Annotated in this window: 24 protein-coding genes; 15 read left to right on the top strand and 9 right to left on the bottom strand. The window is 72.4% G+C overall.

Annotation, left to right across the window (positions count from 1 at the left end; genetic code table 11):
• Nucleotides 1-111 precede the first annotated feature (111 nt).
• From pheS to M6G08_RS32560, 4 genes are all read left to right on the top strand, one after another.
• Complete coding sequence (gene pheS, locus M6G08_RS32575) at nt 112-1,233, top strand: phenylalanine--tRNA ligase subunit alpha (protein WP_272590727.1); 1,122 nt, start codon at nt 112-114, stop codon at nt 1,231-1,233.
• Complete coding sequence (gene pheT, locus M6G08_RS32570) at nt 1,233-3,755, top strand: phenylalanine--tRNA ligase subunit beta (protein ID WP_272590726.1); 2,523 nt, start codon at nt 1,233-1,235, stop codon at nt 3,753-3,755. Before pheS ends, pheT begins: the two co-directional genes overlap by 1 nt.
• A gap of 468 nt (nt 3,756-4,223) precedes the next feature.
• Entirely contained in the window at nt 4,224-5,564 is a 1,341-nt protein-coding gene (locus tag M6G08_RS32565; RefSeq protein WP_272590725.1) for an NsdA family TPR-like regulatory protein, read from the top strand.
• A 116-nt stretch (nt 5,565-5,680) separates the two neighbouring features.
• Nucleotides 5,681-6,220 carry an NUDIX domain-containing protein gene (locus tag M6G08_RS32560; RefSeq protein ID WP_272590724.1) on the top strand — a complete coding sequence of 180 codons (540 nt, stop codon included), beginning with the start codon at nt 5,681-5,683 and terminating at the stop codon, nt 6,218-6,220.
• On the opposite strand, the gene M6G08_RS32555 is transcribed toward M6G08_RS32560, so the two are convergent.
• Nucleotides 6,217-6,474 (bottom strand): hypothetical protein, encoded by a 258-nt coding sequence (locus M6G08_RS32555; protein WP_272590722.1) that lies wholly within the window; start codon nt 6,472-6,474, stop codon nt 6,217-6,219. The genes M6G08_RS32560 and M6G08_RS32555 overlap by 4 nt on opposite strands.
• Before the next feature lie 197 nt (nt 6,475-6,671).
• Nucleotides 6,672-7,544: a 3-hydroxybutyryl-CoA dehydrogenase gene (locus M6G08_RS32550; protein ID WP_073730898.1), complete on the bottom strand. Its 873-nt coding sequence runs from the start codon at nt 7,542-7,544 to the stop codon at nt 6,672-6,674.
• A gap of 178 nt (nt 7,545-7,722) precedes the next feature.
• On the opposite strand from M6G08_RS32550, the gene M6G08_RS32545 reads away from it, so the two are divergent.
• A complete protein-coding gene (locus tag M6G08_RS32545) occupies nt 7,723-8,988 on the top strand; it encodes a glycoside hydrolase family 10-like protein (RefSeq protein ID WP_272590721.1) in 1,266 nt (421 codons plus the stop codon).
• A gap of 9 nt (nt 8,989-8,997) precedes the next feature.
• On the opposite strand, the gene M6G08_RS32540 is transcribed toward M6G08_RS32545, so the two are convergent.
• Both M6G08_RS32540 and M6G08_RS32535 read right to left on the bottom strand, forming a co-directional pair.
• A complete protein-coding gene (locus M6G08_RS32540) occupies nt 8,998-9,192 on the bottom strand; it encodes a DUF1918 domain-containing protein (RefSeq protein WP_272590720.1) in 195 nt (64 codons plus the stop codon).
• A 28-nt stretch (nt 9,193-9,220) separates the two neighbouring features.
• The gene (locus M6G08_RS32535; RefSeq protein ID WP_272590719.1) at nt 9,221-10,147 is read right to left on the bottom strand and encodes a DMT family transporter; all 927 of its coding nucleotides are present in this window, start codon (nt 10,145-10,147) and stop codon (nt 9,221-9,223) included.
• Between M6G08_RS32535 and M6G08_RS32530 the strand changes: the two genes are divergently transcribed.
• The 3 genes from M6G08_RS32530 (at nt 10,146) to M6G08_RS32520 (ending at nt 12,746) form a co-directional block, all read left to right on the top strand.
• Nucleotides 10,146-11,591 carry an aminotransferase-like domain-containing protein gene (locus M6G08_RS32530; RefSeq protein WP_272590718.1) on the top strand — a complete coding sequence of 482 codons (1,446 nt, stop codon included), beginning with the start codon at nt 10,146-10,148 and terminating at the stop codon, nt 11,589-11,591. The two genes, M6G08_RS32535 and M6G08_RS32530, sit on opposite strands and share 2 nt — an antisense overlap.
• 44 nt (nt 11,592-11,635) lie before the next feature.
• The gene (locus tag M6G08_RS32525; RefSeq protein WP_272590717.1) at nt 11,636-12,076 is read left to right on the top strand and encodes a GNAT family N-acetyltransferase; all 441 of its coding nucleotides are present in this window, start codon (nt 11,636-11,638) and stop codon (nt 12,074-12,076) included.
• A 73-nt stretch (nt 12,077-12,149) separates the two neighbouring features.
• A complete protein-coding gene (locus tag M6G08_RS32520; RefSeq protein ID WP_272590716.1) occupies nt 12,150-12,746 on the top strand; it encodes a histidine phosphatase family protein in 597 nt (198 codons plus the stop codon).
• On the opposite strand, the gene M6G08_RS32515 is transcribed toward M6G08_RS32520, so the two are convergent.
• Nucleotides 12,725-13,171, bottom strand: coding sequence for a DUF6314 family protein (locus tag M6G08_RS32515; protein WP_272590714.1), 447 nt, complete (start codon nt 13,169-13,171; stop codon nt 12,725-12,727). The genes M6G08_RS32520 and M6G08_RS32515 overlap by 22 nt on opposite strands.
• 135 nt (nt 13,172-13,306) lie before the next feature.
• On the opposite strand from M6G08_RS32515, the gene M6G08_RS32510 reads away from it, so the two are divergent.
• Entirely contained in the window at nt 13,307-15,793 is a 2,487-nt protein-coding gene (locus M6G08_RS32510; RefSeq protein WP_272590713.1) for an alpha-L-arabinofuranosidase family protein, read from the top strand.
• 189 nt (nt 15,794-15,982) lie between these two features.
• Here the strand turns inward: M6G08_RS32510 and M6G08_RS32505 are convergent, their stop codons facing one another.
• Nucleotides 15,983-16,468 (bottom strand): hypothetical protein, encoded by a 486-nt coding sequence (locus M6G08_RS32505; protein ID WP_272590712.1) that lies wholly within the window; start codon nt 16,466-16,468, stop codon nt 15,983-15,985.
• 10 nt (nt 16,469-16,478) lie between these two features.
• Complete coding sequence (locus M6G08_RS32500; RefSeq protein ID WP_272590711.1) at nt 16,479-17,090, bottom strand: CGNR zinc finger domain-containing protein; 612 nt, start codon at nt 17,088-17,090, stop codon at nt 16,479-16,481.
• An 80-nt stretch (nt 17,091-17,170) separates the two neighbouring features.
• Between M6G08_RS32500 and M6G08_RS32495 the strand changes: the two genes are divergently transcribed.
• Genes M6G08_RS32495 through M6G08_RS32470 form a run of 6 tightly spaced genes read left to right on the top strand, consistent with a single transcriptional unit; the run spans nt 17,171 to nt 23,223 of the window.
• Nucleotides 17,171-18,349 carry an epoxide hydrolase family protein gene (locus M6G08_RS32495; RefSeq protein WP_272590710.1) on the top strand — a complete coding sequence of 393 codons (1,179 nt, stop codon included), beginning with the start codon at nt 17,171-17,173 and terminating at the stop codon, nt 18,347-18,349.
• A gap of 46 nt (nt 18,350-18,395) precedes the next feature.
• On the top strand, nt 18,396-19,424 hold the full coding sequence (argC, locus tag M6G08_RS32490; RefSeq protein ID WP_272590709.1) for an N-acetyl-gamma-glutamyl-phosphate reductase: 1,029 nt from the start codon (nt 18,396-18,398) through the stop codon (nt 19,422-19,424).
• A complete protein-coding gene (argJ, locus tag M6G08_RS32485) occupies nt 19,421-20,572 on the top strand; it encodes a bifunctional glutamate N-acetyltransferase/amino-acid acetyltransferase ArgJ (RefSeq protein ID WP_272590708.1) in 1,152 nt (383 codons plus the stop codon). Before argC ends, argJ begins: the two co-directional genes overlap by 4 nt.
• Complete coding sequence (argB, locus tag M6G08_RS32480) at nt 20,569-21,471, top strand: acetylglutamate kinase (protein WP_272590707.1); 903 nt, start codon at nt 20,569-20,571, stop codon at nt 21,469-21,471. The genes argJ and argB overlap by 4 nt, the downstream gene beginning before the upstream one ends.
• Complete coding sequence (locus M6G08_RS32475; RefSeq protein ID WP_272590706.1) at nt 21,468-22,676, top strand: acetylornithine transaminase; 1,209 nt, start codon at nt 21,468-21,470, stop codon at nt 22,674-22,676. Before argB ends, M6G08_RS32475 begins: the two co-directional genes overlap by 4 nt.
• Nucleotides 22,677-22,683: 7 nt before the next feature.
• A complete protein-coding gene (locus M6G08_RS32470) occupies nt 22,684-23,223 on the top strand; it encodes an arginine repressor (protein WP_073730882.1) in 540 nt (179 codons plus the stop codon).
• A 69-nt stretch (nt 23,224-23,292) separates the two neighbouring features.
• On the opposite strand, the gene M6G08_RS32465 is transcribed toward M6G08_RS32470, so the two are convergent.
• Complete coding sequence (locus M6G08_RS32465) at nt 23,293-24,030, bottom strand: FAD:protein FMN transferase (protein ID WP_272591492.1); 738 nt, start codon at nt 24,028-24,030, stop codon at nt 23,293-23,295.
• A 55-nt stretch (nt 24,031-24,085) separates the two neighbouring features.
• Complete coding sequence (locus M6G08_RS32460; RefSeq protein WP_272590705.1) at nt 24,086-24,823, bottom strand: FMN-binding protein; 738 nt, start codon at nt 24,821-24,823, stop codon at nt 24,086-24,088.
• Nucleotides 24,824-24,829: the final 6 nt, after the last annotated feature.

The raw sequence follows: 24,829 nt of genomic DNA, 5'->3' as shown, positions 1-24,829 counted from the left end.
TTTGGCACCTTTGCGTCCAGATCCGCAGACGAAGCGTCGACGAGCGTCTCCGCCGCGTCCGTGGACCGTAGACGGGGCGTCCCAGCCAGCCAATCGGAAGCACGGGAAGAGATGTCGGCACCGAATAAGTCGTACGACCCTGTCGAGGTCGAGGCGTTGAAACCGGAAGAGATCGAGCGCATGCGGGACGAGGCGCTCGCCGCCTTCGCCGCCGCGGACTCCCTCGACGCGCTCCAGGAGGCCAAGGTCGCCCACACCGGCGGCACCTCCCCGCTGTCGCTGGCCAACCGCGAGATCGGCGCCCTGCCGCCGCACGCCAAGGCCGAGGCCGGCAAGCGCGTCGGCCAGGCCCGCGGCGCCGTGAACAAGGGTCTCGCCGCCCGCCAGGCCGAGCTGGAGGCCGAGCGCGACGCGCGGGTCCTGGTCGAGGAGGCCGTGGACGTCACGCTGCCGCACGACCGGGTCCCGGCCGGCGCCCGCCACCCGCTCACCACGCTCTCCGAGCGCATCGAGGACGTCTTCGTGGCCATGGGCTACGAGGTCGCCGAGGGCCCCGAGGCCGAGGCCGAGTGGTTCAACTTCGACGCCCTCAACATCGGCCCGGACCACCCGGCCCGCGGCGAGGCCGACACGTTCTTCGTGCGGGGCGAGCAGGGCGTCTCCGAGTCCGGCGTCGTGCTGCGCACCCACACCTCGCCCGTGCAGATCCGCTCCGCGCTCTCCCGCGAGCTGCCGGTCTACGTGATCTGCCCCGGCCGCGTGTACCGCACCGACGAGCTGGACGCCACGCACACCCCCGTCTTCCACCAGGTCGAGCTGCTCGCCATCGACGAGGGCCTGACCATGGCGGACCTCAAGGGCACCCTGGACCACATGGTCCAGTCGCTGTTCGGCGCGGAGATGAAGACCAGGCTGCGGCCGAACTTCTTCCCCTTCACCGAGCCGTCCGCCGAGATGGACATGCTCTGCTACGTCTGCAAGGGCGCGTCCGTCGGCAACCCCGACCGGCCCTGCCGCACCTGCTCCAGCGAGGGCTGGATCGAGCTGGGCGGCTGCGGCATGGTCAACCCGCGGGTGCTCACCGCCTGCGGCGTCGACCCCGAGAAGTACAGCGGCTTCGCCTTCGGGTTCGGCATCGAGCGGATGCTGATGTTCCGCCACAACGTCGAGGACATGCGAGACATGGTCGAGGGTGACGTCCGGTTCACCCGGCCGTTCGGGATGGAGATCTGATGCGGATCCCGCTTTCTTGGCTGCGGGAGTACGTCGACCTGCCGGCGACGGAGACCGGCCGTGACGTACAGGCCAAGCTCATTTCGGCCGGGCTGGAGGTCGAGACCGTCGAGCACCTCGGCGCCGACCTCAAGGGCCCCCTCGTCGTCGGCCAGGTGCTGACCATCGAGGAGCTGGAGGGCTTCAAGAAGCCGATCCGCTTCTGCACGGTCGACGTCGGCCAGGCCAACGGCACCGGTGAGCCCCAGGAGATCGTCTGCGGCGCCCGCAACTTCGCCGTCGGCGACAAGGTCGTCGTGGTCCTGCCCGGCGCCACCCTGCCCGGCGGCTTCTCCATCAGCGCCCGCAAGACCTATGGCAAGACGTCCCACGGCATGATCTGCTCCAGCGACGAGCTGGGCATGGGCGACGACGGCACCCACGGCATCATCGTGCTGCCGCCGGAGACCGAGGTCGGCAGGGACGCCATCGAGCTGCTGGAACTGGTCGACGAGGTCCTGGACATCGCCGTCACCGCCAACCGCGGCGACTGCCTGTCCATCCGCGGCGTCGCCCGTGAGGCGGCCATCGCCTACGGCCTGCCGCTGCGCGACCCGGCCCTGCTGGATGTGCCCGCGCCGAACGCCTACGGCTACCCGGTGAAGATCGCCGACCCGAGCGGCTGCGACCGCTTCACCGCCCGCACGGTGACCGGCCTCAGCGCCGAGGCGCGCTCCCCGATCTGGCTCCAGCGCCGGCTGCAGAAGGTCGGCATGCGCCCGATCTCGCTCGCCGTCGACGTCACGAACTACGTGATGATGGAGCTGGGCCAGCCCCTGCACGCCTACGACCGTTCCCTGGTCCAGGGCACGATCGGCGTGCGCCGCGCCGAGGAGGGCGAGACGATCGTCACCCTCGACGGCGTCGAGCGGAAGCTGCACGCCGAGGACCTGGTCATCACCGACGACCGCGGCCCGATCGGGCTCGCCGGTGTCATGGGCGGCGCCAACACGGAGATCGCCGACCACGACGCCGCCGGGAACGGCGGGAACGCGACGAGCGACGTGGTCATCGAGGCCGCCCACTTCGACCAGGTGGCCATCGCGCGCACCGCCCGCCGGCACAAGCTGTCCTCCGAGGCGTCCCGCCGCTTCGAGCGCGGCGTCGACCCGCAGGCCGCGGCCGCCGCCGCGCAGCGCACCGTCGACCTGCTGGTGCTGCTCGCGGGCGGCACCGCCGAGGCCGGCGTCACCGAGATCAGCGCCCCGCCCGTGCCGCACACCATCACCGTGGCGGCCGACCACCCGGACAAGGTCGCGGGCGTGGCGTACGGCCGCGAGACCGTCGTACGCCGCCTCCAGCAGGTGGGCTGCGACGTGTACGGGCAGGACGAGCTGATCGTCACCGTCCCGTCCTGGCGGCCCGACCTCGACGACATCAACGACCTGGCCGAAGAGGTCATCCGGCTGGAGGGCTACGAGAACCTGCCCTCCACGCTGCCCCGGCCCCCGGCGGGCCGCGGCCTGACCGCCCGCCAGCGGCTGCACCGCCGGGTCGGGCGTGCCCTGGCCGGTGCCGGTTACGTCGAGGCGCCGAACTACCCGTTCGTGAGCGAGCAGGTCTTCGACCAGCTCGGCCTGGACGCCGACGACCCGGCCCGCCGCGTCGTCAAGCTGGTCAACCCGCTCAGCGACGAGGAGCCCGCGCTGCGGACCTCGCTGCTGCCGGGCCTGCTCGGCGCCCTGCGCCGCAACGACGGCCGCGGCTCGCACGACCTGGCCCTCTTCGAGACCGGCCTGGTCTTCCACCCGCGCGACGAGCAGCGCGTCGCGGCCAACCTGCCCGTCGACCGGCGCCCCAGCGGAGAGGACCTCGCCGCGCTGGACGCCGCGCTGCCCGACCAGCCGCGGCACGTCGCGGTCGTCCTGGCCGGCGCCCGCGAGCAGGCCGGCTGGTGGGGCAAGGGCCGCCCGGCCGACTGGGCCGACGCGGTCGAGTCCGCCCGGGCCGTCGCCCGCGAGGCCGGTGCCGAACTGGGCATCCGCAAGGGCCAGTACGGGCCGTGGCACCCGGGCCGCTGCGCCGAGCTGTTCATCACGGTGGACGGCGAGGACCGCGTCGTCGGACACGCCGGTGAGCTGCACCCGCGCGTCCTGAAGACGCTGGGCCTGCCCGCGCGCACCTGTGCGATGGAGCTGGACCTCGACGCGGTGGCGGGCGTCGGCCACGACACCCCGCAGGCGCCGGGCATCTCCACCTTCCCGGTAGCGACGCAGGACGTCGCCCTGGTCGTCGAGGAGTTCGTCCCGGCGTCGGAGGTCGAGGCCGCGCTGCGCGAGGGCGCGGGTGAACTGCTGGAGTCCATCCGGCTGTTCGACGTCTACACCAACGCGGAGCAGCTGGGTGAGGGGCGCAAGTCCCTCGCGTACGCGCTGCGCTTCCGGGCGGGGGACCGGACGCTGACGGTCGACGAGGCGTCGGCCGCGCGGGACGCGGCGGTCGCCCTCGCGGGCGAGCGGGTCGGAGCGGTGCTGCGTAGTTAGCGGTTCGCACGAGGGGTGTGGGGTTCTGCCGGTTCGGCGGCCGCGGGTGCGTCGTGGTCGCTCGCGCAGTTCCCCGCGCCCCCGAGCGGCGTACGGGTGACGTCCCTCAGGGGCGCGGGGCTGTGACATTCGCGGCTCCGCCGCGTGGGCGCGACCAGCCACAGTGCGCCCGCAGCCGACAACGCACCGCACACCGAACGGAGTTCACTCGCCCCGCACGACCGGCGGAGCCGTCCGCCCCGCCACGGAGTGTCGGGCAGGCAGCTGGGCGGACGGCGTGCACTCGGGCCGCCGCACTGTACGAGGGGGAGCCGGCGGCCCGGCCGGCCTCTTTCGAGGCCCTTCAGTCAACCGGCCCGGAACTCTCCGCGACAGCGCACACACGCTGCGGATGCGCGTACTCCGTTCACACCCCGTGTGAAGCCCGACGCACTACGCTGTCGGGCACCGAGTCACCGGGGGGCACCCATGCAGCCCAACACCCTGCTCGACGCGATCCTCGACGAGGCCGGGATCTCGCACGCGGGACTGGCCGCGCACGTCAACCAGGCGGGCCGGTCCCGGGGGCTCGCACTGAGATACGAACACACCGCCGTCGCGCGGTGGTTGAAGGGGCAGCGGCCGCGCGGCCAGGTGCCCGACCTGATCTGCGAGGTCCTCGCGGCCCGGCTGCACCGGCCCGTCACCCTCGACGACATCGGCCTCGGTGTCCCCGGCGAACCGGCCGCACCGCACACCGGTTCACTGTCCGGGTTCGTGGAGCGGGCCACCGCCCTGTGGCGCTCCGACCAGCAGCGGCGCCCGCACATCCTCGGCGCCCCCGCGCTCACCGGCACGCCCGCCGTGATGCCGGTGTGGGAGTGGGAGAACCCGCCCGAGGACGTCGACGTCTCACGCGGCGGACGGCACCGGGTCACCCCGGCCGACCTGGAGCTGCTGCGCTGCGCCCGCGCCCACTACGAGCAGATGTACCGCAAGGCCGGCGGCATGGCGACCCGCTCCCGCATCGTCGGGTTCCTCAACTCCGAGGCCGCCCCGCTGCTGCGCGGCGGCTACACCGACGCCACCGGCCGCCAGCTCCACCGCGCCACCGGGGGCCTGGTCGCGGTCGCCGGCATCTGCGCGTACGACTCCGACGCGCACGGCCTCGCGCAGCGCTACTTCCACCAGGCCCTGCGGCTGGCGAAGGCCAGCGGCGACCGGGGCCTCGGCGCCTACGTCATCGCGCTGCTGGTCAACCAGGCGCTGTTCCTGCGGGAGCACCGGCAGGCCGTCGCCTTCGCCGAGGCCGCGCTGCGGACCGCCGGCCGGCACATCACCCCGGCGCTCGCCTCCGACCTGTACGCGATGCAGGCGAAGGCGTACGCGCACCTCGGCGACGGCGCGAGCGCGCTGTCCTGCATCCGGCGGGCCGAGCGGGCCGCCGAACGCATCCGGCGCGGCTACGAACCCGACGAGACCGGCTATGTCCAGCCCGGACTGGTCAACGTACAGGTGGCGGAGGCGCTGCTGAGCCTCGGCGAGCTGACGGCGGCGGCCGAGCACGCCGCCGCGGCCGTCGACAACCCGGCGCACGACCGCGGCCGGGTGCACCGCCTCGCCATGCTCAGCACCATCGAACTGCGCCAGGGCAACGCCGACAAGGCGGTGGCCACCGCGGTGGAGATGACCGAACAGGCCCGGGGAATGGAGTCCCAGCGCCTGCGCGACCGGCTCCGCGCGGTGCGCGAGCACCTGGTGCGCAGCGGCTGCGCCGGTACGGCCGAGGCCGCCGAACTCATCGACGGGGCGCTGCGCGTGCCGCTCTGACGTCCCGGCCCGTGTCCCCCTGCGCCAACGCTGCGTCCTGAGCGGTCACCGTGCGCCTGCTGCGGGGCCGCTCCGGCTGCGATATTGCCACCTACCTCAGGAAAGGTGGCAGAACCGTGCAGTGGACGAAGCAGAACGAACAAACTGTGTACTCAAACCGCTGGTTCAGCGTCAATCTGGCCGATGTGGGGCTGCCGGACGGCCGGCACCTCGACCACTTCCTCATACGCATGCGCCCCGTGGCCGTGGCCACGGTCGTGAACGAGGCCGACGAGGTCCTCCTGCTGTGGCGGCACCGCTTCATCACCGACAGCTGGGGCTGGGAACTCGCGGCCGGCGTCGTCGAGGACGACGAGGACGTCGCGGCGGCGGCGGCCAGGGAGCTGGAGGAGGAGACCGGCTGGCGGCCGGGACCGCTGCACCACCTGATGAGCGTGGAGCCGTCCAACGGGCTCACCGACGCCCGGCACCACGTCTACTGGGCCGAGGAGGGTACGTACGTCGGACACCCCGTGGACGACTTCGAGTCGGACCGCCGGGAATGGGTCCCCCTCAAGGTCGTTCCCGACCTGGTCGCCCGCGGGGAGGTCCCGGCCGCCAACATGGCGGCCGCGTTACTCCTGCTGCACCACCTCAGGGCGCAGGACGGGGCCTAGTGCCCGAGGGCCTGCCACACGGCCACGGCCAGCGCGCCCAGTGCCGTGACGACCGCGACCGAGGGCAGTGGCCAGCGGGCGTGTTCCAGGGCGGTCAGCCGGGTGCTCAGGTCCTCCAGCTCCTTGGCGCCCTCCTCGGTACGGTGCGAGAGCAGGGCCAGTCCGCCCTCGACACGGGCGTGGGCCACATCGAGCCGGCGCCGTAACTCTGCGAGTTCTCCCAGGTGGGCGGAACGCTCGGGATCGGCGGTCACGAAACCGCTCCTTTCCGTTGTCGTCTCACGTCCCTTGCATGCGCATGGTGAGTCAACCCGCCTGGTCGGCGCGTGGGGAGAGTGTGCGGTCGGCATATGCGGGCCCGGAGTTCACACGCCGTGCGAATGCCGCGGGCCCGGCACCTCGAAAGGCGCCGGGCCCGCAGGACGGTCACTGTGCGTGTCAGCCGTGCTGGTCAGCCGTAGGTGTAGAACCCCGAGCCGCTCTTGCGGCCCAGCCGGCCCGCGTCGACCATGCGCTGGAGCAGCGGGGGAGCGGCGTACAGCGGCTCCTTGTACTCCTCGTACATCGAGTACGCGACCGAGGCGACCGTGTCCAGGCCGATCAGGTCGGACAGCTTCAGCGGGCCCATCGGGTGGGCGCAGCCCATCTCCATGCCGTTGTCGATGTCCTCGCGGCTGGCGATCCCCGACTCGAACATCCGGATCGCCGAGAGGAGGTAGGGGATCAGCAGCGCGTTGACCACGAAGCCGGAGCGGTCCTGGGCGCGGATGGCGTGCTTGCCGAGCACCTTCTCGGTGAACAGCTGAGCCCGGCTGAGCGTGCCCTCGGAGGTGGTGAGCGCCGGGATCAGCTCGACCAGCTGCTGCACGGGCGCCGGGTTGAAGAAGTGGATGCCGATGACGTGGTCGGGCCGCGAGGTGGCGACGGCCAGCTTCACCAGCGGGATCGAGGAGGTGTTGGAGGCCAGGATGGCGTCCGGCCGGGTCACGACCTGGTCCAGCACCTGAAAGATCTCGGTCTTGACCTGCTCGTTCTCGACGACGGCCTCGATCACCAGATCACGGTCGGCGAACTCGCCGAGGTCGGTGGTGAAGCTCAGCCGCGCCTGCGTCGCGTCCCGCTCCTCCTCGGTGATCTTCCCGCGCTCGGCGGCCTTGGTGAGCGAGTTGTACAGCCGCGTCCGGCCGATCTCCAGCGCCTCGCCGGTGGTCTCGGCGACCATCACGTCCAGACCGGAGCGGGCGCACACCTCGGCGATGCCCGCTCCCATCTGACCGCAGCCCACCACGCCGACGCGTGCGATATCTCCCGAGATGCCGGTCACATCGTCCCTTTCGCTGACTTCACGGCTGTGGCAGCACGCACGCCGGGGTCCCCGGTGCCTGCTCCGATCGAGCACGTTACCCCCGAATGGTCACGGATCCGTCTCCCGGGTCGGGCATGCTGAGTGCCCGTACACGATCCGTGACCGTGCGGATCCACAGCGTTCAGGAGGTCTCCCCATGGGCGGTGTCTCGCGTCGTGCCTTCGCGGTGGCGGCGTTGTCGGCGTTCACGATGGCGCCCCGGGCGTCCGCGGCGCCGGTCCCCTCGGCCCCGGCGGGCCCCGCCAGGGGGTCCCGCGCGGGCGGCGCGGCCACCGCCGGGATGCGAGGCATGTGGCTGGCCACGGTGGCAGGCCGCGACTGGCCCAGCCGCGCGGGGCTGCGCGCGGCCGAGCAGCGCGCGGAGCTGGTCGAACACCTCGACACGGCGGTCCGGCACGGCCTCAACACGGTGATCTTCCAGGTGCGGCCCACGGCCGACGCGCTGTGGCCCTCGGCGTACGAGCCCTGGTCGGAGTACCTGTCCGGCAGCCAGGGCCGGGACCCGGGCTGGGACCCGCTGGGCACGGCCGTCGCGGAGGCGCACGCCCGTGGCCTGGAACTGCACGCCTGGTTCAACCCGTACCGCGTCGCCACGCACGACGTCCCCAGCCGCCTGGTGCCGTCCCACCCGGCACGCAAGCACCCCGAGTGGGTGGTGCCGTACGGCGGGAAGCTCTACTACGACCCGGGGCTGCCCGAGGTCCGGGCCTTCGTCCAGGACGCGATGATGGACGCCGTCGAGAAGTACGCCGTGGACGGCGTCCACTTCGACGACTACTTCTACCCGTATCCGGTGGCGGGCCAGAGCTTCGACGACGCCGGGACGTTCGGCACGTACGGCGGCGGCTTCGCGGCCAGGGCCGCCTGGCGGCGGAACAACATCGACCTGCTGGTGCGCGAGACCGCGGAGCGGGTGAAGAAGATCCGGCCCGCCGCCCGCTTCGGCGTCAGCCCCTTCGGGGTGTGGCGCAACGCCGCCACCGACGCCGCGGGCTCGGACACCAAGGCCGGCGTGCAGACCTACGACGACCTGCACGCGGACACCCGCAAGTGGGTGCGCGAGGGCTGGATCGACTACATCGTGCCGCAGCTGTACTGGCACATCGGCCTGGAGGCCGCCGACTACGCCAAGCTCGTGCCGTGGTGGGCCCAGGTGGCCAAGGGGAGCCGGACCGAGCTGTACGTCGGCGAGGCGCTGTACAAGGCCGGTGACCCGGCGCAGGGCGCGGCCTGGCAGGACCCGGCGGAACTCTCCCGGCACCTCACCCTCGCCCAGCGGCACCCCGAGGTGCGCGGGCACGTCTACTTCTCGGCGAAGGACGTGGCCGACGACCGGATCGGCGCGATGGCACGGGTGAACGCCGACCACTACGCGCGGCCGGCCCGCGCCCCGCGCCCGTGACGAGTACGGCTACAGCCGGATCTCCCGGTGCCGGATCTCCGAGTCGGGGCCGGGTGAGCACACCGCCTCGTGCCCGTCCTCGAACCGGACCCGGTACGGGGGTTCGCCCTTCTCGCCCATCACTTCGACGATCTCCGCGACCTTGTCGTGCTCACCCACCACCCGGCCGTGCTGGATCAGCTGGTCGCCCTTGGTTGCGTGCATCTGTGAGGCCTCCTCACGTGTGTGCCGCTCAGCCCCGGGCCCGCTGGGTGACCGCGATGCACACCAGTACCGCCGCGGCCGTCAGCGGAGCGGCCACCGTCAGGTGCTCGCCCAGGAGAAGTACCGACCACACCAGTGTGAGCAGCGGCTGGGCCAGCTGCAACTGGCTGGCCTTCGGTATCCCGATCGCGGCCATGCCCCGGTACCAGACGACCAGCCCGAGGAACTGCGAGCCCACCGCCACCCACAGCAGCCCGGCCACCCCGTGCCCCGTCAGGTGCACCGGCTCGAACGACAGGGCCACGGCCGCCATCGGCACCGTCACCGGCAGGCACAGCACCAGCGCCCAGCCGATGACCTGCCAGCCCGGCATCACCCGGGCCAGTCGCCCGCCCTCGGTGTAACCGGCCGCGCACACCAGCAGCGCCCCGAAGAGGTAGGCGTCGGCCGTCGTCAGGGCGCCGCCGCTCTGCTGCACCGTGAAGGCGATGACCGCCGCCGCGCCCGCCAGCGCCGCGATCCAGAAGGTGCGCGAGGGGCGGGTGCCGATGCGCAGCGCGGACAGCAGCGCGGTGGTCAGCGGAAGCAGCCCGACCACGACGGCGGCGTGCGCGGTCGTCGAGGTCTGCAGGGCGAGCGTGGTCAGCAGGGGGAAGCCGAGGACGACGCCCGCGCCCACCACGGCCAGCCCGAACCAGTGCCGCCGCTCGGGAAGGGGCACGCGCAGTGCCAGCAGACAGCCCCCGGCGATCACCGCGGCGAGGATCGAGCGCACGGCGATCAGGGACCAGGGGCCGAAGCCCTCCAGCCCCCAGGCGGTGGCGGGGAAGGTGAGCGAGAAGGCGACGACGCCCAGGGCCGCCTGGAGGGTGCCGAGGGGGCGGACGCCGGACGCGGTGTCCGGGCCGTCCACTGCTATCGCCGAAGGGCTGGTAGCGCTACTCTGTGCTCTCATGCAAGAGCGTAGCAGCGTCGCTGACCTGGCGAACCGGCTGCGAAGTGAGCTCGACCGCTACTCACCCGGCGGAAAGCTCCCCTCCAGTCGAGCCCTCGTCGACCGGTTCCGGGTGAGCCCCGTGACCGTCTCCCGCGCCCTGGCGCAGCTGGCCGCCGAGGGACTGGTGGTCACCCGGCCCGGCGCCGGTGCCTTCCGCGCCCGGCCGCGCTCGTCCGCGACGTCCGGTGGCGACACCTCCTGGCAGGAGGTCGCGCTCAGCGCCGACGGCGCCGCCGACCTCGTACCGCGCTCGGTGGACGCCTCCGGGGTCCTGGTCTCGCTGGCCGCCCCGCCGCCCGGCGTCGTGGAGTTCAACGGCGGCTACCTGCACCCCTCGCTGCAGCCGGAGCGGGCGATGGCGGCGGCCCTGTCCCGGGCCGGGCGGCGGCCCGGTGCGTGGGGCCGGCCGCCGATGGAGGGACTGCCGGAGCTGCGGGAGTGGTTCGCGCGCGGCATCGGCGGGGCCATCACGGCGGCCGAGGTGCTGATCACCTCGGGCGGCCAGTCCGCGCTGACCACCGCCCTGCGCGCCCTCGCCCCGCCCGGCACCGCCGTCCTCGTCGAGTCCCCGACGTACCCCGGCATGCTGGCCATCGCCCGGGCGGCCGGCCTGCGCCCCGTGCCGGTTCCCGTGGACGCGGACGGTGTGCGCCCGGCGCTGCTCGCCGACGCCTTCCGGGCGACCGGTGCCCGCGTCTTCGTCTGCCAGCCCCTGTTCCAGAACCCGACCGGCGCCGTGCTCGCCCCCGAGCGGCGCGGTGAGGTGCTGCGCATCGCCCGCGCGGCCGGCGCCTTCGTCGTCGAGGACGACTTCGTGCGGCGGCTGGTGCACGAGGACGCGGGCCCGCTGCCCGCCCCGCTCGCCGCCGACGACCCGGACGGCGTCGTCGTGCACGTCTGCTCGCTCACCAAGGCGACCTCACCGAGTTTCCGGGTGAGCGCCCTGGCCGCGCGTGGACCGGTGCTGGAGCGACTGCGGGCCATCCAGGTCGTCGACACCTTCTTCGTGCCCCGGCCCCTCCAGGAGGCGGCGCTGGAGCTGGTCGGCTCGCCCGCCTGGCCCCGCCACCTGCGCGCGGTCTCGGCGGAGCTGAAGGCCCGCCGGGACGCTATGACGTCCGCCCTGCGCCTGCACCTCCCCGAGGTCTTGCTGGCGCACATCCCCTCCGGGGGCTACCACCTGTGGCCCCGGCTGCCCGAGGGCACGGACGAGACCGCCCTCACCACGGCCGCTCTGCGCACGGGCGTCGCGGTCACCCCGGGCCGCCCGTACTTCAGCGCCGAGCCCCCGGCCCCCCACCTGAGGCTGAGCTTCGCGGCGGTGGCGGGCGCCGGCGAGATCGCGGAGGGCGTACGGCGCCTGCGCACGGCCTGCGCGGAGGTGTGGGGACGGCGTCCGTGAACCCGGGGCTCGACGCGGCCCCGCCACCCTGCGAGCATCGCGGCATGATCCCCACGCCGAGCCTGCCCGAGGGCTACGAGATCTCCACCGACCCGCACCGCATCGACGCCGTGCGCGTGCACCGATGGCTGTCCACCGACGCCTACTGGGCGCTCGGTCGCTCCCGGGAGAAGCAGGACCGCGCCATCGAGGGATCGCTCAACTTCGGCGTCCACGAGGAGCTGACCGCACAGCAGGTGGCGTACGCGCGGGTGATCACCGACCGGGCCACCTTCGCCTGGCTGTGCGACGTGTACGTCGACCCCTCGGTGCGCGGCAAGGGCATCGGCACGGCCCTGGTCGCGGCGGTGCGCGAACACCTGCGGCCCTACGGGCTGCGGCGGATCCTGCTGGCCACGCACGACGCGCACGGCGTCTACGAGAAGCTCGGCTTCACGGCGCTGGACCGGCCGGACCAGTGGATGGCGCACACCTTCGGCCCGTGAACCCGGGCGCACCCTCGGTAACCCACAAGTAACGCCCCTTGACCTGCGGACCCCCGCGCAGCACCATCACCGCATGGCGCTTCGGGTCACGTTCGTCGCGGCCGCACGCAGCTCCCCGCTGCTCGCGGAGCGCTTCGACGACGACCGGCCGCTGGACCAGGCCGGCTGGGACGAGGTACTGCGTGTGGCGGGCGACCTGCTGCCGCTCGCGGCGGCCGAGCTGCGCTACTGCTCGCCGACGCCCCGCAGCCGCGCCACCGGTGACGCGATCGGCTGCTGTCCCTTGGTGCAACTCGCGCTCAGGGACTGCGACATGGGCCGCTGGCGCGGACTGACCCTCGGCGAGGCGATGGCCCGGGAGCCCGGGGCCGTCGACGCCTGGCTCGCCGACCCGCGGACCGCACCGCACGGCGGGGAGTCGCTGCTGGGCTTCATCACCCGCGTCGGCGGGTGGCTCGACACGCGCCCCGGCGAGGACGGCGACCGCATCGTCGCCGTGGCCGAGCCGTCCGTGATCCGGGCCGCTCTCGTCTACGTGCTCAAGGCGCCGCCCGCGACGTACTGGAACCTGGACGTGCGCCCTCTGTCGACCACGACCGTCACGGGCCGCGCGGGCCGCTGGAACCTCCGTTTCGAGGGTGCGCCCGCTCAGGGGCCTTCGCGGGTGTAGTCCGTGACGAGCAGCAGGTCCTTGGCCGGGCCGCCGACCCGCCACACGGTCCGCCAGTGGTCCGCGTCCCGGACGGTGAACTCGCCGCGGTAGAGGTCGGCGGCGCAGGGATGGTCGGCCACGTGCCGCCCCGACGTCAGGTCCAGGCCGTGGAAGGGCCGCCCGTCCGCGAAACGCACGTCGGCGGTGCCGGGCCGGGTGCCCGGTGCGTAGCGCAGCGTCCGTTCGGCGGGGCGGGACACGCCCTGCCAGGTGAAGGCCCCGGACTCCCGGCTCAGCAGCCCGCCGTCCGCGAGCGCGTCGAACGCCGTCGCGCCCTCGAAGCGGCCCTCCGCCCCGCTCGCCAGGTCCCGCACCGTCCGCTCGGTGCGCCACCGGCCCGCGAGAAACGCCAGCACGTCCGGCACCGGCCACAACTCGCCCATTTCCACCCGCTTTCCGCCTCCGGCCCCCTGGTTGCCGCGCGACCCATTGACGCGCCTCCACCCCCTCCCTATCTTGCCGTTCGAAGTGCTGACCAATGTCCGATATTTCGAACGACAGAGAGCCGCGGAGTATCCATGTCATCCCTGTCACGCACCCGCTGGAGAGCCGGTCTCGGCGCGACCGCCCTCCTGACGGCGTCCGCCCTGCTGCCGTCCCCCGCGCACGCGGAGGCCGCCGCCCCCGACTACACGATCACCGTCGATCCGTCCGCCGAGGGCGCCGCGATCGACGACACGATGTACGGCGTCTTCTACGAGGACATCAACCGGGCCGCCGACGGCGGCCTGTACGCCGAGCTGGTGCAGAACCGGTCCTTCGAGTACTCGACCGCCGACAACGCCTCGTACACGCCGCTCACCTCCTGGACGGCCGACGGCACCGCCGAGGTCCGCGACGACGCCGGCCGCCTCAACGAGCGCAACCGCAACTACCTCTCCCTGGGAGCCGGCTCCTCCGTCGCCAACAGCGGCTACAACACCGGAATCCACGTGGAGAAGGGCAAGAAGTACGACTTCTCCGTGTGGGTGCGCGCCGAGAGCGGCACGACCCTCACCGTCACCCTCCAGGACGCGGCGGGCACCCTCGCGAAGCCGCGCACGGTGGCGGCCGAGGGGGAGTGGCGCAAGTACACCGCCACCTTCACCGCGACCCGCACCAGCAACCGCGGCCGCCTCGCCGTCACCACCACCGCCCCCGCGGCCCTCGACATGGTGTCCCTCTTCCCCCGCGACACCTACAAGGGACAGTCCAACGGCCTGCGCAAGGACCTCGCCGAGAAGATCGAGGCACTGAACCCCGGCTTCCTGCGCTTCCCGGGCGGTTGCCTGGTCAACACCGGCTCCATGGAGGACTACAGCGCCGCCTCCGGCTGGGAGCGTGAACGGTCCTACCAGTGGAAGGACACCATCGGACCCGTCGAGGAGCGCGCCACCAACGCCAACTTCTGGGGCTACAACCAGAGCTACGGCCTCGGCTACTACGAGTACTTCCGCTTCGCCGAGGACATCGGCGCCATGCCGCTGCCCGTCGTACCCGCCCTGGTCACCGGCTGCGGCCAGAACAAGGCCACCGACGACGACGCGCTGCTGAAGCGGCACATCCAGGACACCCTGGACCTGATCGAGTTCGCCAACGGCCCCCGTACCAGCCGATGGGGCGCCAAGCGCGCCGAGATGGGCCACCCGAAGCCCTTCGGCCTCACCCACATCGGCGTCGGCAACGAGGAGAACCTCCCCCGGGAGTTCATGGCCCGCTTCAAGGAGTTCCGCGCCGCGATACAGGCGAAGTACCCGGACATCACCGTCGTCTCCAACTCCGGCCCGGACGACTCCGGCACCACCTTCGACACCGCCTGGCAGCTGAACCGCGAGGCCGGCGTCGACATGGTCGACGAGCACTACTACAACAGCCCGCAGTGGTTCCTCCAGAACAACGACCGCTACGACTCCTACGACAGGAACGGCCCCGAGGTCTTCCTCGGCGAGTACGCCTCCCAGGGCAACGCCTGGAAGAACGCGCTGTCCGAGGCAGCCTTCATGACCGGCCTGGAGCGCAACGCGGACATCGTCAAGCTCGCCTCCTACGCCCCGCTGCTCGCCAACGAGGACTACGTGCAGTGGAGCCCGGACATGATCTGGTTCAACAACCACGCGTCCTGGGGCTCGGCCAACTACGAGGTCCAGAAGCTCTTCATGAACAACACCGGTGACCGGGTCGTCCCCTCCACGGCGACCGGCACACCGGACGTCAGCGGCCCCATCACCGGCGCGGTCGGCCTGTCGACCTGGGCGACCAGCGCGGCCTACGACGACGTGCGGGTGACGTCGGCGGACGGGGAGACCCTGCTCTCCGACGACTTCTCCGGCGACGCGTCGCAGTGGACCCACGCGGGTGCCGGTTCCTGGACCGTCCAGGACGGCGCGTACGTCCAGACCGACACCGCGGCCGAGAACACCATGGTCACGGCCGGTGACCCGGCCTGGCAGAACTACGACCTGCACGTGCGGGCCACCAAGAAGTCCGGCAACGAGGGCTTCCTGATCGCCTTCGGCGTCAAGGACACCGGCAACTACTACTGGTGGAACCTGGGCGGCTGGAACAACACCCAGTCCGCCGTCGAACAGGCCTCGGACGGCGGCAAGTCGACGCTCCTGTCCAAGGCGGGCTCGATCGAGACGGGCCGCGCCTACGACATCGACGTCAAGGTGCGGGGCCGCCAGGTGACCCTCTACCTCGACGGCGAGGAGTGGGGCAGCTTCACCGACGACAAGCCCGCCGAGCCGTTCCGCCAGATCGTCACCGAGGACGACCGGACCGGCGAGCTGATCGTCAAGGTCGTCAACGCCCAGGACACGGCGGCCCGCACCGCCGTCGACCTCGGCGGCGCGAAGGTCGCCCGCAAGGCCCGCGTCACCACGCTGGCCGCCGACCAGGATGCCGTGAACACCGAGACGGACACCCCCGTCACTCCGGTACGGTCCACCTTCTCCGGGGTGGCGAGCGAGTTCACCTACACCTTCCCGGCGAACTCGGTGACCTTCCTGCGGATCAGGCAGCGGTAGCCGTTCGTACGGTCCTGGGGCGGCCTCACCAGTACGCGCGGCCGTCCCAGGCCTCGGACCGGGCGAACTCCAGCGGATCGTCCTCCGTGTCCAGGCCGGCCAGGGGTGAAGCCGGCCGGATCGACTGCCGCACGGTCCTCCGGCGCGCTGCGGTGATCGGCTGCGAAGCCCGCCGATCCTCCCCCACGGTCACCGGTGGCAGAAGACGCACCCCTCCCAGTACGGCAGTCCGCTCAGTACCCGGTGCCGTACGCAGCAGGCGACGAGGGGGGCGTCCGGAAACCCGGCGCCGTCGCCGGGGTCGGCGTCGGCGGGATCGAACGACGCGACGATCTCCCGGAACCGCCGCACGTACCGCTCGGCGAACCGCGGCTCGTAATCCAGCTCCTCCCACCGGTGGTGCCGCGCGGCCAGGTCCAGCACGTTCAGCACGAACGCCTTCGCCGACGCCCGTTCCCCGCCCGTGGTGCCCCAGTCGAGGTCGGCCAGGTCGAACCCGACGGCCCCGCGTCCCATCAGCCCCTGGTCCTGCAGCGCCACCAGCGCCGCGAAACGGCGCTCCCAGTGCCCCGCGGCCAGTGACGACACGGCGAGGGCCAGCACGTCGACGAAGACCGCGGTACCGCCGTTGGACAGGTACAGGTCGTCGTCGCCGGCGCCGAACACATTGCCCATGACTGGCGGGCTACCGTCCGTGAGTGCCGGGAAGAGGCGGTCCGGCATCCGCGGCCGGTCCCGGGCCGGTGCGCCGGCCGGCGTTGAAGCGTGCCTTCTTCTGGCGGTTCCCGCACGTGTTCATGTCGCACCACCTGCGGGTGCGGCTGCGGCTGGTGTCGAAGAAGGCGGCCCGGCAGGTCGGTGACGCGCACAGGGCCAGCCTTCCGTCCCGCTCGCCCGAGATGACGCCGATCGCGTCGGCGGCGATCACGCCGAGGGCGTCTTCCACGCGGGAAGCCGGCCCGAGCCGCCAGTGCCGCTTGCCCTCGGGCGTCAGTACGGCCGCGGCCCGCCCCTGGGTGCTGCGGTCGTTGATCACGCGGACGGCGGCCGCGGGGAGGGTGTCCTGGAGCGCGGCCGCCGTCGCGACGGCGTGGATCGACTCCCTCAGTTCCCGGGCGAGGTCGAGCTGGGCGGTGGTGCAGGAGTCCACGGCGAGGCCGTACACGGCCAGCCAGTCGACGAGCCGGTGCGGCACGGGAATCCGCTCCACGGCGTCGCCGTGACGCTCCGACAGGGTCCCCGTGAAGCTGGTCGCCAGCACCGAACCGAGGCGGAAATCAGGGAAGTCGGCACGCATGGAACCACCATAGCCGGTTGCGGCCTGACTCGGGCGACTGCTAGAACCGTCTTAGCCGGTTCCGCGAACCAGGAGGTCTCATGTCCGCTCCAGTCAGTGACGTGCAAGCATTCGAAGCCCGTGCAACCGACGCCGACCTCGACGATCTGCGTGCGCGGCTGGCCGCGGCGCGGCTGCCGGAGGCCGAGACGGTCCTGGGTGCCGGGCCCGGCACCCGCCGATGGGAGCAGGGGGTTCCGCTCGCCGACCTCGTCGACGTCGTGAACTACTGGCGCACCGGGTACGACTGGCGTTCGTTCGAAGCGCGCCTCGACCGGATCGGTCAGTTCCGCACGACCGTCGACGGCCTGGGTATCCACTTCCTGCACCGCCGGTCCGCGCGCGCGGACGCCACTCCCCTGATCATGACGCACGGCTGGCCGGGCAGTGTCGCCGAGTTCACCGACGTGGTGGAGGAACTGGCGGATCCGAAGGAGGCGGACGCGCCGGCGTTCCACGTCGTGGCGCCGTCGCTGCCGGGCTTCGGGTACAGCGACAAGCCCGCCGTCACCGGCTGGGGGACCGAGAAGATCGCGGCCGCGTGGGTCGAATTGATGGGAAGGCTCGGCTACGGCAGGTTCCTGGCCCACGGCGGCGACTGGGGAGGCAACATCACCACGGTCCTCGGCGGCAGGTTCCCGGCGCACGTGCTCGGCATCCATACGACGTTCGCCGAGGCGCCGCCCGGGCTGACGACGGACGGGCTGACGGCGGTCGAGCGCCGGTGGGCCGAGGAGACCCGTCACTTCTGGCAGCACCGCGCGGCGTACGCCAAGCAGCAGGCGACCCGTCCGCAGACCATCGGCTACTCACTCGTCGACTCACCGGTCGGGCTTCTCGCCTGGATCCTCGACAAGTTCGCCGACTGGTCGGACACGGGGGACAGTCCGTTCGAGAGGATCTCCAGGGACCGTGTTCTGGACGACGTCACCCTGTACTGGCTGACGCGGACCGGTGCGTCGGCGGCCCGCATCTACTACGAGAGCCACAACTCGCTCGACCCCGGTCTCCGGGTGGACGTCCCCTCGGCCGTCACGATGTACCCGCGCGACATCGAGAAGAGTCCCCGTCCCTGGGCGCAGGAGAGGTACCGCCGGATCGTCCGCTGGAGGTCACCGGAGGCCGGGGGACACTTCCCGTCGCTGGAGGTCCCGCGGTACTTCGTCGAAGACCTGCGAGAGGGCCTCGCGGCGGTGCTGGCCGCTCAGGCAATTGCATAAACGTGCATGGCTACGTATAGTCATGCCATCACGGATGGAGGATGTCATGGCGGTACGTGCGGCGGTGGCCGGAGCGAGTGGGTACGCGGGCGGTGAGCTGCTGCGTCTGCTGCTCGCGCACCCGGAGGTCGAGATCGGCGCGCTGACCGGCAACTCCAACGCGGGACAGAGGCTCGGCGCCCTGCAGCCGCACCTGCCGCCGCTGGCCGGCCGGGTGCTGGAGCCGACGACGCCCGAGGTGCTCGCCGGGCACGACGTGGTGTTCCTCGCGCTGCCGCACGGGCAGTCGGCCGCCGTCGCCGAGCAGCTCGGGCCGGACGTGCTGGTGATCGACATGGGCGCCGACTTCCGGCTGAAGGACGCCGTCGACTGGGAGAGGTTCTACGGCTCCCCGCACGCCGGCACCTGGCCCTACGGCCTCCCCGAACTGCCGGGTGCCCGCGCCGCGCTGGAGGGGTCCAAGCGTGTCGCGGTGCCCGGTTGCTACCCGACCGCCGTGTCCCTGGCGCTCTTCCCGGCCTACGCCGCCGCGCTCGCCGAGCCCGAGGCGGTGATCGTCGCCGCCTCCGGCACCTCCGGCGCGGGCAAGGCGGCCAAGCCGCACCTGCTGGGCAGCGAGGTCATGGGCTCCATGTCGCCCTACGGCGTCGGGGGCCTGCACCGGCACACCCCCGAGATGATCCAGAACCTCGGCGCGGTGGCGGGAGAGCCGGTCACCGTCTCCTTCACCCCGACCCTCGCGCCGATGCCCCGCGGCATCCTCGCCACCTGCACCGCCAAGGCCAAGCCCGGCGTCACCGCCGAGTCCGTCCGCGCCGCCTACGAGAAGGCCTTCGCCGACGAACCCTTCGTGCACCTGCTGCCCGAGGGCCAGTGGCCCGCGACCGCGTCCGTCTACGGTTCCAACGCCGTTCAGATCCAGGTCGCGTACGACGCCGCCGCGGGCCGCATCATCGCGATCAGCGCCATCGACAACCTGGCCAAGGGCACCGCGGGCGGTGCCGTCCAGAGCATGAACCTCGCCCTCGGTCTCGACGAGACCACCGGACTGACGACGATCGGAGTCGCGCCGTGAGTGTGACGGCAGCAAAGGGATTCACGGCGGCGGGCATCGCCGCCGGGATCAAGGACAGCGGGAACCCCGACCTGGCCCTCGTGGTCAACAACGGCCCCCGACGCGCCGCCGCCGGTGTCTTCACCTCCAACCGCGTCAAGGCCGCGCCGGTGCTGTGGTCCGAGCAGGTGCTCAAGAGCGGGCAGCTGTCCGCGGTCGTCCTCAACTCCGGTGGCGCCAACGCCTGCACCGGCCCCAAGGGCTTCCAGGACACCCACGCCACCGCCGAGAAGGCCGCCGAGGTGCTCGGGACGGGAGCGGGCGAGGTCGCCGTCTGCTCGACGGGACTCATCGGCGTACTGCTGCCCATGGACAAGCTGCTCCCCGGCGTCGAGACCGCCGCCGGCCAGCTCTCCGAGCACGGCGGCGAGAAGGCCGCCATCGCCATCAAGACCACCGACACCGTGCACAAGACGTCCGTCGTGACCAAGGACGGCTGGACCGTCGGCGGCATGGCCAAGGGCGCCGGCATGCTCGCCCCCGGCCTGGCCACCATGCTCGTCGTGATCACCACCGACGCCGACCTGGAGACCGAGGTGCTCGACCGCGCCCTGCGCGACGCCACCCGGGTCACCTTCGACCGCGTCGACTCCGACGGCTGCATGTCCACCAACGACACGGTGCTGCTCCTCGCCTCCGGCGCCTCCGGCCGCACCCCGGAGCACGCCGAGTTCGCCGAGGCCGTCCGCACCGTCTGCGACGACCTCGGGCAGCAGCTCATCCGGGACGCCGAGGGCGCCAGCAAGGACATCAAGGTCGAGGTCGTGAACGCCGCGACCGAGGACGACGCCGTCCAGGTGGGCCGCACCATCGCCCGCAACAACCTGCTCAAGTGCGCCATCCACGGCGAGGACCCCAACTGGGGCCGGGTGCTCTCCGCGATCGGCACCACCTCCGCCGCCTTCGAGCCCGACCGCCTCAACGTCGCCATCAACGGCGTGTGGGTCTGCAAGAACGGCGGCGTCGGCGAGGACCGCGAGCTGGTCGACATGCGCTACCGCGAGGTCCACATCGTCGCCGACCTCGCCGCCGGCGACGCCACGGCCACGATCTGGACCAACGACCTCACCGCCGACTACGTCCACGAGAACAGCGCGTACAGCTCATGAGCACGACCAGGAAGCACACCGCGCTCCCCAAGGCCCAGATCCTCATCGAGGCGCTGCCCTGGCTGACCCGGCACCACGGCAAGACCGTCGTCATCAAGTTCGGCGGCAACGCCATGGTGGACGAGGACCTCAAGGCCGCCTTCGCCCAGGACGTCGTCTTCCTGCGCCACGCCGGCCTCAAGCCCGTCGTCGTGCACGGCGGCGGCCCGCAGATCAGCGCCGCCCTGGACAAGGCCGGCATCGTCAGCGAGTTCAAGGCCGGCCTGCGGGTCACCACCGAGGACGCCATGGACGTCGTACGGATGGTGCTGGCCGGGCAGGTGCAGCGCGAGCTGGTCGGACTGCTCAACCAGCACGGACCGCTCGCCGTCGGTCTCACCGGCGAGGACGCGCACACCATCACCGCCACCAAGCACCGGCCCGAGATCGACGGCGAGTCCGTCGACATCGGACGGGTCGGCGAGATCACCGAGATCGACACCGGCGCCATCGAGGCGCTGCTGGCCGACGGCCGCATCCCGGTGGTCTCCTCGATCGCCCGCTCCCAGGACGACGGACATGTCTACAACGTCAATGCTGATACGGCGGCTGCGGCACTCGCTGCGGCGCTCGGTGCCGAGACGCTCATGGTCCTCACCGACGTCGAGGGCCTGTACGAGGACTGGCCGGACTCCGACGAGGTGATCAGCCGCCTCACCGCCGCCCAGCTCGAGAAGCTGTTGCCCGAGCTGTCCAGCGGCATGGTGCCGAAGATGGAGGGCTGCCTGCACGCCGTACGCAACGGCGTCACCACCGCCCGCGTCATCGACGGCCGGGTCCAGCACTCGATCCTGCTGGAGATCTTCACCGACGAGGGGATCGGCACGATGGTCGTGCCGGACGGACAGGGGGAATCATGAGCAACGCGGAGCTGACCGAGCGGTGGCAGGGCACGCTCATGAACAACTACGGCACGCCGCGCCTGCCGCTCGTGCGCGGCGACGGCGCCCGGCTCTGGGACGCCGACGGCAAGGAGTACCTGGACTTCGTCGGCGGCATCGCGGTCAACGCGCTCGGCCACGCCCACCCGGCGGTGGTCGACGCGGTGAGCCGGCAGATCGCCTCCCTCGGCCACGTCTCCAACCTCTTCATCGCCGAGCCGCCCGTCGCGCTCGCCGAACGGCTGCTCCAGCGCTTCGGCCGCGACGGCAAGGTCTACTTCTGCAACTCCGGCGCCGAGGCCAACGAGGGCGCCTTCAAGATCGGCCGGCTGACCGGGCGGCCGCACATGGTCGCCACCGACGGCGGCTTCCACGGCCGCACGATGGGCGCCCTCGCCCTCACCGGCCAGCCCGGCAAGCAGGCGCCCTTCCGGCCGCTGCCCGGCGACGTCACGCATGTGCCCTACGGCGACGCGCAGGCGCTGGCCGCCGCGGTCACCGAGGAGACGGCCCTGGTGATCATCGAGCCGATCCAGGGCGAGAACGGCGTCGTGGTCCCGCCTCCGGGCTACCTCAAGGCGGCCCGGGCCATCACCGCCGCCACCGGCGCGCTGCTCGTCCTGGACGAGGTGCAGACCGGCGTCGGCCGGACCGGGCACTGGTTCGAGTACCAGGCCCACGAAGGCGTCCTGCCGGACGTCGTCACCCTCGCCAAGGGCCTTGGCGGCGGACTCCCGCTCGGCGCGACGGTCGCCTTCGGCCGCGCCGCCGAACTCCTCCAGCCCGGCCAGCACGGCACCACCTTCGGCGGCAACCCCGTCGCCTGCGCCGCCGGACTCGCCGTCCTCGACACCATCGCGGACGAGGGGCTGCTGGAGAACGTCAAGCGGCAGGGGGAGAAGATCCGCGGCGGCGTCGAAGGGCTGGGCCACCCGCTCGCAGCCCATGTCCGGGGGGCCGGCCTCCTCCTGGGTATCGTGCTCACCGGGCCGCTCGCACCCCAGGTGCAGCAGGCGGCTCAGGACGCCGGAATCCTGGTGAACGCGCCCGCACCCGATGTCGTACGGCTGATGCCGCCGCTGAACCTCGGCGACGACGCGGTGGACGCGTTCCTCGGGGCCCTGCCCGGCATCCTTGACCAGGCCGCCGACGCGGCCCACGGGGACGGACGATCCGGAGAATGAGACGACGATGAGCCAGGCGCAGGAGCACGAGCAGACCGGTGGGCCTGCCGTACCGCAGACCCGCACCGCACGCCACCGCCGGATCGTGGACATCCTCAACCGGCAGGCGGTGCGCTCGCAGAGCCAGCTCGCGAAGCTGCTCGCCGACGACGGGCTGACCGTCACGCAGGCGACGCTCTCCCGGGACCTGGACGAGCTGAACGCGGTCAAGATCCGCAACAACGACGGCGACCTCATCTACGCGGTGCCCAGCGAGGGCGGTTTCCGCACCCCGCGGGCGCCGCTCGGGGAGTCGGCGAAGGAGGAGCGGATGCGGCGGCTCTCCGCGGAGCTGCTGATCTCCGCGGAGGCTTCGGCCAACCTCGTGGTCCTTCGGACCCCGCCGGGGGCCGCGCAGTTCCTCGCGTCGGCGATCGACCAGGCGGAACTGCACGACATCCTGGGCACGATCGCGGGTGACGACACGCTGCTGCTGATCAGCAGGGAGCCGACGGGTGGGCAGGCGTTGGCGGACCATTTGCTGCGGTTGGCCCAGAACGGGGGGTGAGCGCGGCGGGGGCCGGGTGCGGGTGGTCGGTGGCTGGTCGCGCAGTTCGCCGCGCCCCTGGGGGTGCAGTCACCCCAACCACCCCGCCAGACCCCCCGTGCACCGCACCCCGCCCCCCGCCGCCACCAACAGCCCCTCCACCCCGTCCAGCGACTCCAGCCACCGGAACCCCTCCCGCGCCCCCATCGCGAACGCCGCCGTCGCCCAGCAGTCCGCCCACGTCAGCCGTGCCGCCACCACCGTCACCGACACCAGGTCGGTCACCGCGGGGCGCCCCGTGCGCGGGTCGACGATGTGCGCGCCCCGCTCCGCCGTGCCGGACGTCGCCACGGCCAGCTCGGCCGCCCCGGCCGCCGACACGACCGCCGCCAGCCCGCCCGTGCGCAACGGGTCCGACACGCCCACCCGCCACGGCCGTCCCGCCCCCGGCGTCCCGAGCAACTGCACGTCCCCGCCGCCGTTGACGCTCACCCCGACCGCGCCGGCCGCCGCGACCCCACGGGCGGCGCGCTCCACGGCCCAGCCCTTGACGATCCCCGTCGGATCGAGCCGCCCCCGGTACACGGAGCTGAACCAGCCGTCGCTCACCCGCTCGGCCTCCGCGGCCAGCTCCAGCACCTCGGCGACCTCGGGCACGCACGCGTCGACGGTCAGCTCGCCGCGCGCCAGCCGGGAGACCTCGCTCTCCTCCCGGTAGGTGCTGAACACCTCGTCGGCCCGGCGCAGTTCCGCCACCGCCTCGTCCAGCGCCGCCCGTACCGCCGTGGGTTCCCCGCCGCGGACGTCGAAGGAGAAGACGGTCCCCATCGTCTCCTCCACCCGGCGTACCGCGGCGGGAGCCTGTGCGGCCCCGGCCACCTGATCAACCACCGGCCTGGTCCAGGGCCGACTGGAGCGACTGCTTGTATCCGGCGCTGGTGTAGGTGGCGCCGGAGACGGTGTCGATGTCGGCGTTGCCGGTGGTGATGGCGGCTTGGTTGAGTCTGGGTACGGCGTCGGCGGTGATCTGGTCGCTCCGTCCGCCCTTGGGCGCCTGTACCGCCTCGGCGCCGGTGATCTTCCCGCCGCTGACGGTGACCCGGACCTGCACGGGCCCGTACTGGGTCCGGGCGACGGCACCGGTGAGCGTCCGGGTGTCCGGGCCGCCGTCCGCCCCGGCCTTCACCTTGTCCAGCGCGGATTGCAGCGACTGCTTGTATCCGGCGCTGGTGTAGGTGGCGCCGGAGACGGTGTCGATGTCGGCGTTGCCGGTGGTGATGGCGGCTTGGTTGAGTCTGGGTACGGCGTCGGCGGTGATCTGGTCGCTCCGTCCGCCCTTGGGCGCCTGTACCGCCTCGGCGCCGGTGATCTTCCCGCCGCTGACGGTGACCCGGACCTGCACGGGCCCGTACTGGGTACTGGCCGCGTCACCCGTCACCGTGCCGGCACCGGCACCGCGCCCGCCCTGCGGCGACTGCGCCGCCACCGGCGGGGCCGCGCCGCCCGCCGCGGAAGCGGAGCCCGGGTCGGACGCCGGTTTCAGCGACAGCAGCAGCACGATCCCGGACACGGTGGCGGCACCGGCGAGCACGGCACGCCGGACGGGGTGGCTTTTCCTCATCTGTCC

The organism is Streptomyces sp. M92 (assembly GCF_028473745.1).
GTDB lineage: Bacteria > Actinomycetota > Actinomycetes > Streptomycetales > Streptomycetaceae > Streptomyces.
The sequence above is the reverse complement of the archived record's forward strand: the minus strand, read 5'-3'. Positions and strand labels throughout refer to the sequence as shown.